The following is a 6,831-nucleotide window of genomic DNA, read 5'->3' as shown; positions in this document are numbered from 1 at the left end:
ACTTCATAGTGAGCGTTTTTACCTGGACCCTTGCAAAACAAGTGTTATAAACACTTCATAGTGAGCGTTTTCACCTGGTCCCTTGAAAAACGAGCGTTATGAACACTTCATAGTGCGTGTTTTAACCTAGTCCCTTGAAAAACGAGCGCTATGAACTTCCCATAGTACGCACATTTCACCTGTAATCTAGCAAAACGCTCATCATATACACGAAGCTCTCTTATCGTCCAGCGTGATAGATATCCATCTGTCGACTTTTTAATTTTTTTCCAAGTGTACCTTCAATCAACAGGGCCGATTTTAAAAGTTGCTCAAGGTTGATCCCTGTTTCAATCCCCATTTCATGAAGCAAATACAGCAAATCCTCCGTAGCAACATTCCCTGACGCGCCTTTCGCATAAGGACATCCGCCCAATCCGCCAAGCGCACTATCAAAAATGGTTATGCCCATTTCAAGGGATTTTACTATGTTGGCAAGTGCCGTTCCTCTTGTATCATGGAAATGCATCGCAAGCTTTCCAGAATCGAAATGCGGCAAAAGCTCTTCCAAAAGGGCTTCCACCTGACTCGGTACACCAACCCCAATCGTTTCACCGAGCGAAAGCTCATCAATGCCCATTGAAAACAGTCGGTCCGCAACATCCCTAACCTTTGATGGGGCAACGGCTCCATCATACGGGCAGGCATTTACCGTAGACACATAGCCTCGGACAGATTTTCCAGCTTGTTTTGCTTCCTTAACTACTTCTTCAAGAATGGGGTATGTTTCTTCTATCGACTTATTGATATTGCTTTGATTATGTCCCTCACTTGCGGACATGAAGACGCTCACTTCATCGATACCTGCTTCTAGTGCACGTTCAAGCCCTTTAAGATTAGGAACGAGGACGGCATAAGTGACGCCCTGTTTTCTTTTAATGGTCTTAAGTACATCGTAGGCATCAGCCAGCTGAGGAATCCATTTAGGGTGAACAAATGAGCTAACCTCAATATAGGAAAGCCCCGTTTCTGAAAGCGAATTAATCCATGAGATCTTATCTTCCGTTGGAACAAGCCTTTTTTCATTCTGCAGTCCATCACGCGGCCCTACTTCTTTAATCGTGACTTTTTCTGGCAGTTTCAACATTTCACCCCCTCGATGCTTTTATGACCGTTCTTAAAGTCCACTCTAAATTCGCATAGCACCCCAGTGGACTTTAATCAATCATAATCAGCTTGTACCCTACTTGGTTTCTACAAGCAAATCAGAGTCGTTTACAAATTCCCCTTCCTGGGCATAGACCTTTGTCACAATACCATCTTCTTCAGCCGCAATCGGAATTTCCATTTTCATAGATTCGAGGATGACTACGTCCTGACCCGCCTTCACCACGTCACCTTCTTTAACTAATACCTTCCACACATTTCCTGCCATACTTGCTTCGATTTTCGCCATTTGTCATTTCTCCTCACTTAGTTGATGTAATGAACGGTAAATAATATTCGTTTACAAATTGGGTCGTTGTGTAACCTGATAGGAATTGCTCATGAGTTACAGTTTTAAGCAGCATCGGGATATTTGTCTTAATCCCAACAATTTTATAATTTTCGAGGGCCGTCTTCATTCGTGCAGCAGCCTCATCCCTTGTTTCACCCCATGCTATCAATTTAGCAATCATCGGATCATAAAAGGGTGTCACTTGAGAACCTGCTTCAATTGCACATTCATTCCGGATTCCTTCACCGTCCGGCAGCTGGAATTCGGTTATTTTTCCAGGCGATGGGAAAAAGGTGTTTGGATCTTCTGCATAGATCCTGACCTCTATGGCATGCCCCTTCCGTATTACCTCTTCACGGGTAAAAGAAAGCAGTTGACCCGCTGCCACTTTCAGCTGTTCCTCCACAAGATCGAGGCCGGTAATTTCTTCTGTAACCGGATGCTCAACTTGCAATCTTGTATTCATTTCAAGGAAATAATAATTTTGCTCTTTATCTACTAAAAACTCAATCGTCCCTGCGTTTGAATAGCCAATATGCTTTGCTGCTAAAACAGCTGCATCCAGCATTTTCAAGCGTGTATTTTCGCTAATAAAAGGGGACGGTGCTTCTTCAACTACCTTCTGATTGCGGCGTTGGATAGAGCATTCCCTCTCCCAAAGCGGTACAACATTTCCATACGTATCAGCCAGTATTTGAACTTCAATATGATGTGGCTCTGGAATATATTTTTCTAGAAACATAGCCCCGTTACCAAAAAAGGACTCTGCCCGCTTTTGATTACCGGAGAACGCTTTAACAAGCTCCTCCTCCGAATGGACGAGCTGCATTCCGATACCGCCACCGCCTGCAGATGCCTTCAGCATAAGAGGGTAACCAATTTTTTCAGCAGCCAATTTGGCTTCATCTTCGTCTGCAAGAGGGGTGTTAATGCCTTCAATGATCGGCACTCCCGCCTCCTTCATCATCTTGCGCGCTTCAATTTTGCTGCCCATTGAAGCAATAATTTCGGGTGCTGGGCCGATAAAAACAAGGCCTTCATTCTTGCATCTTGCTGCAAATGCCGCATTTTCCGACAAAAGTCCGTAGCCTGGATGAACGGCCTCTACTCCATTTTCTTTAGCAATCCGAATTATTTCGTCCACATTTAAATAACTCTGGTTTACTTGGGGCTTGCCCACACAATAGGCTTCATCTGCGTTTCGAACGAAAAGCGAATCAGCATCAGCCTCTGAATAAATGGCAACTGTTTTAATCCCAAGCTTTTGACAAGTACGAATCACCCGTAAAGCGATTTCGCCGCGGTTTGCGATCAATATTTTTGAAAACAAGAACATCACTCCTTTCGGTTGCTGGGTTAATCGTTTTTATTGATCTAACCATGCAGTAGGGACACTTACCCCTTGCACTTCGTCAAATGGTTAATTGATTAATAGACTGCTCACGAAGCTTGAACTTTTGGATTTTTCCGGAAGCAGTCATAGGGTAGGCATCCGTAAAATTGATATATTTAGGAATCTTGTGGCGTGCCACTTTGTTTTTAAAATATTCCTTGATTTCTTCAGCAGTTGCCGTTTCGCCATCCTTCAAAATCAGCCAAGCCATTACTTCTTCGCCGTATTTCTCATCAGGAATCCCGATTACTTGGGCGTCAAGCACCTTCGGATGGGTATAAAGATACTCTTCGATTTCCCGAGGATAGATGTTCTCCCCACCTCGGATGATCATATCCTTCAGGCGGCCTGTAACCCGGCAATAGCCATTTTCATCCATAACAGCTAAATCACCTGTATGAAGCCAGCCATCTTCATCAATGGCCTCCCTCGTTGCATCTTCATTCCTGTAATAGCCCTTCATCACATGGTAGCCCCTCGTGCAAAGCTCGCCTTGTTGATTAGCCGGCAGTTCGTTGGTCGTTCCAGGTTCCACAATTTTTACTTCTACATTCGGAAGAGCTCTGCCAATCGTTTCTACCCGCAGCTCGAACGGATCATCTGTCCGAGTCTGAGTTATGACAGGAGATGCTTCAGTTTGACCGTAGCAAATCGTAATTTCCGTCATATTCATTTTGTCCATAACAGCTTTCATCACTTCGACCGGGCAATTGGAACCAGCCATTACCCCAGTACGAAGCATGGAAAGGTCATATTTTGCAAAATTAGGATGATTGAGCTCAGCGATAAACATTGTCGGTACCCCGTGAAGTGCTGTGCATTTTTCTTGTTCAACAGTTCGCAACACCGTTTCAGGGTCGAATTCTTGAACTGGTACCATCGTTGCCCCAACACTGACACAGGCTAGCGTCCCGATGACACAACCGAAACAATGGAAAAATGGAACAGGAATACAGAGTCGATCCTGGTTCGTTAACTCCATGCACTTCGCAATGTTATAACCATTATTTGTCAAGTTACTATGGGTCAGCATGACTCCTTTTGGAAAACCCGTGGTGCCGGATGTGTATTGCATATTAATAACATCATCTGGCTCCAAAGTGGCCATTCTCTCCTTTAATTCTTCATCTGTAACTTGACTAGCTAAGTCAATGATATCGGACCAGTTGTAGGCTCCATCGTACTTCTTTTCACCAAGAATAATCACGTTCTTCAATAATGGCAGTCTTTTCGACTCAAGCTTTCCAGGTTCAGATGTTTTCAGTTCTGGACACAGCTCATAAATGGTGTCGATATAAGAATTCCCTCTGTAATCTTCAATTAAAAAGAGTGTAGTACTGTCTGATTGTTTTAATAGATATTCAAGTTCTGAGGAGCGGTAGTTCGTGTTGACCGTGACTAATACAGCACCCATCTTTCCTGTGCCAAATTGCAGGCTTACCCATTCCGGGACATTTGTCGACCAAACAGCAACGTTTTCTCCCTTTTGAATACCAAGTGCCATTAAGCCCTTTGCTACCTGCTCACATACAGCATTGAATTCATAGTATGAGTAGCGGAGGCCCCGATCAGGATATACAAGGGCATCATGGTCTGGCATTTCCTTAGCTCGGTCTGATAAAAGCTGCCCTACACTTTTTCGGATCAATTCGGTCATTTTATTTCCTCCTGCCTATTAACATCCTAAATGGCGTGCAATGACCAAACGCTGGATTTCGGACGTGCCTTCCCCGATTTCCATTAATTTGATGTCGCGCAAATGGCGTTCAACATCATATTCTTTCATATAGCCATAGCCGCCATGAATCTGGATTGCCTGGTTGCAGACGCGGAAACCAGCTTCTGATGCGTAAAGCTTAGCAAAGGCGGATTCCTTTCCAAATGGTTTACCTTGATCCTTTAGCCATGCTGATTTGTAAACCATATTACGGGCCAATTCAATCTCCATCGCCATATCCGCCAATTTAAACTGGATCGCCTGGAAGTTAGAAATGGATTTCCCGAACTGCTGCCTTTCTTTTGAATATTGAAGGGCTTTCTCATAGGCAGCCTGCGCAATACCGACAGAAAGGGCTGCGATCGAAATCCTTCCTCCATCTAACGTATATAAAAATTGGCTGAAGCCCTTTTTCTCATCGCCAAGCAAGTTCTCCCTCGGAACTCGCACATTTTCAAGAACAATTTCACATGTATTGGAACCGCGGACACCCATTTTGTCATAATTACAGGAAATCCTTACGCCCGGTGCATCAGTTGGAACAATAATCGCAGAGACAATATTGCGGCCATTGTCTTTTTTACCCGTGACAGCGGTTACAATAACTTGCCTAGAGTAGCCAGCATTCGTAATCCAGCATTTTTCTCCATTAATGACCCACTCGTCACCATCAAGCACGGCTTTTGTTCTTGTTCCGCCTGCATCGGATCCAGCATTCGGTTCCGTCAAACCAAAGGCACCCATCGTTTCACCTTTCGCCATCGGCACAAGCCATTCCTGCTTTTGTTCCTCAGTTCCGAAATAATATATTGGGCTTGCCCCGAGGCTAGTGTTTGCTGCATAGCTTAATCCAGTGCCGCCGCATGCTCTCCCAATTTCCTCCACTGCAATGATATAAGAGGTTGTATCCCCGCCAGCACCGCCATACTTTTCAGGAAAAGGAATGCCCAGTAAACCAAGCTCTCCCAGCTTTTTAAAAATTTCATAGCGCATTTGTGAAGTTTCATCCACTTCTTTTGCGTAAGGCTTTATTTCTTTATCTGCAAAATCCCTTACCATTTCCTTAAGCATTTGCTGTTCATTCGTTAATTCGAAATTCACGTTTTTTCCTCCTCTTTTTAATGACCGACCAGTTGGTCTGTATAGAGTATAGGTAATGCTTCGAATTGGGATCATGTTGTGCGGGTCTTTGTTATGGCTGTTCCAATTGAAAATACCGACTAGTCGGTCTGTCCTTTGTTTTTTAATAGCCAGCTAGAATGATATAGGCTGACTTTTGAGTAAATATGTTTTGACTGCATCATCCTTCATGCCCTTTTCCGTTAAAAGTGAATGAAGAATCAAGTCATTAAATACAAGTGCAATCTCATCTATCGATAGTGGACCTTCTTTACTAAACCATTTGTATGTCCAGTTGATCATACCAATGATCGACATCGTAGAGATTTCAGCCGGTACTTCTGAGCGGAAATCGCCACTTGTCTGCCCTTCTTTTATTACCTGTACGATTAATTTCCGGTACTCATCACGCTTTTCATTAATTTTCTGATAAAAATCTCCAACTAAATAGGTGCTTTCCTGGTAAAAAACAGTAATATGAGGTTTGTATAAATCAAATACTTTTGTAAAAGACTGAATGATGGCGCATAAACGAGAAACAGGTGTATCAAAATTATCATATGCTTCTCTGGCTTTATCGAGAACATAGGAGATAAATATATCGTGGATGTGATAAAGCAATTCATCTTTCGATTTAAAATTGTGGTAAAACCCTCCCTTAGACGTCCCGCACTCATCAACAATTTGGCCAACCGTCACTCCATGGTAGCCATGCTTTTCAAACAAAACGAGTGCAGTCTCAACAATCCTTTCCTTGAGTGGCAGCTTCTTCATATACATCATCCTTTGAAAAAATAGTAACATAGCAGATTAGAAGTATCAATTGAAATTTCAGAAAAGATGATAATATTCAGAAAAGAGTAACATGGAGTCGGACAATTAAAGTCGCTGCAAAGGTGGATTATTTTTTTGGTTATATGACAGAATGGCTACGATAATTCCATTTTATAGAATTTAAGAGCACTTTTTCCTTATAGACATTATGCAGCCTGTTCCTAGATTTACATTGATTGAAAACAACTCTAAATATTTTTTAAAAATAAGGAAAAAATAAACTTGTCATGTTTTAAAAAGAAATTTTCATTAGTAAATTGCCACTATTTTTAGAAATAGCCTTGAAAGGCG

At 42.6% G+C, this 6,831-nt stretch carries 6 protein-coding genes; all 6 read right to left on the bottom strand.

What is annotated here, in order from left to right; genetic code table 11:
• Window positions 1-220: 220 nt before the first annotated feature.
• The 6 genes from V7149_RS07410 to V7149_RS07385 all read right to left on the bottom strand — a co-directional run bounded on the left by V7149_RS07410 (window position 221) and on the right by V7149_RS07385 (window position 6,480).
• On the bottom strand, window positions 221-1,126 hold the full coding sequence (locus tag V7149_RS07410) for a hydroxymethylglutaryl-CoA lyase (protein WP_335345012.1): 906 nt from the start codon (window positions 1,124-1,126) through the stop codon (window positions 221-223).
• A 96-nt stretch (window positions 1,127-1,222) separates the two neighbouring features.
• A complete protein-coding gene (locus V7149_RS07405; protein ID WP_335345011.1) occupies window positions 1,223-1,435 on the bottom strand; it encodes an acetyl-CoA carboxylase biotin carboxyl carrier protein subunit in 213 nt (70 codons plus the stop codon).
• A 13-nt stretch (window positions 1,436-1,448) separates the two neighbouring features.
• Window positions 1,449-2,807, bottom strand: coding sequence for an acetyl-CoA carboxylase biotin carboxylase subunit (locus V7149_RS07400; RefSeq protein WP_335345010.1), 1,359 nt, complete (start codon window positions 2,805-2,807; stop codon window positions 1,449-1,451).
• 82 nt (window positions 2,808-2,889) lie between these two features.
• Entirely contained in the window at window positions 2,890-4,527 is a 1,638-nt protein-coding gene (locus tag V7149_RS07395; RefSeq protein ID WP_335345009.1) for an AMP-binding protein, read from the bottom strand.
• A gap of 18 nt (window positions 4,528-4,545) precedes the next feature.
• Window positions 4,546-5,688: an acyl-CoA dehydrogenase gene (locus V7149_RS07390; RefSeq protein ID WP_335345008.1), complete on the bottom strand. Its 1,143-nt coding sequence runs from the start codon at window positions 5,686-5,688 to the stop codon at window positions 4,546-4,548.
• 153 nt (window positions 5,689-5,841) lie between these two features.
• Complete coding sequence (locus tag V7149_RS07385) at window positions 5,842-6,480, bottom strand: TetR/AcrR family transcriptional regulator (protein WP_335345007.1); 639 nt, start codon at window positions 6,478-6,480, stop codon at window positions 5,842-5,844.
• Between the last annotated feature and the right edge of the window lie 351 nt (window positions 6,481-6,831).

Source organism: Bacillus sp. JJ1503 (assembly GCF_036965125.1).
In the GTDB taxonomy this organism is placed as follows: domain Bacteria; phylum Bacillota; class Bacilli; order Bacillales; family Cytobacillaceae; genus Cytobacillus.
Note: the sequence above shows the minus strand (reverse complement) of the source record. Positions and strands in the feature narration are given on the sequence as shown.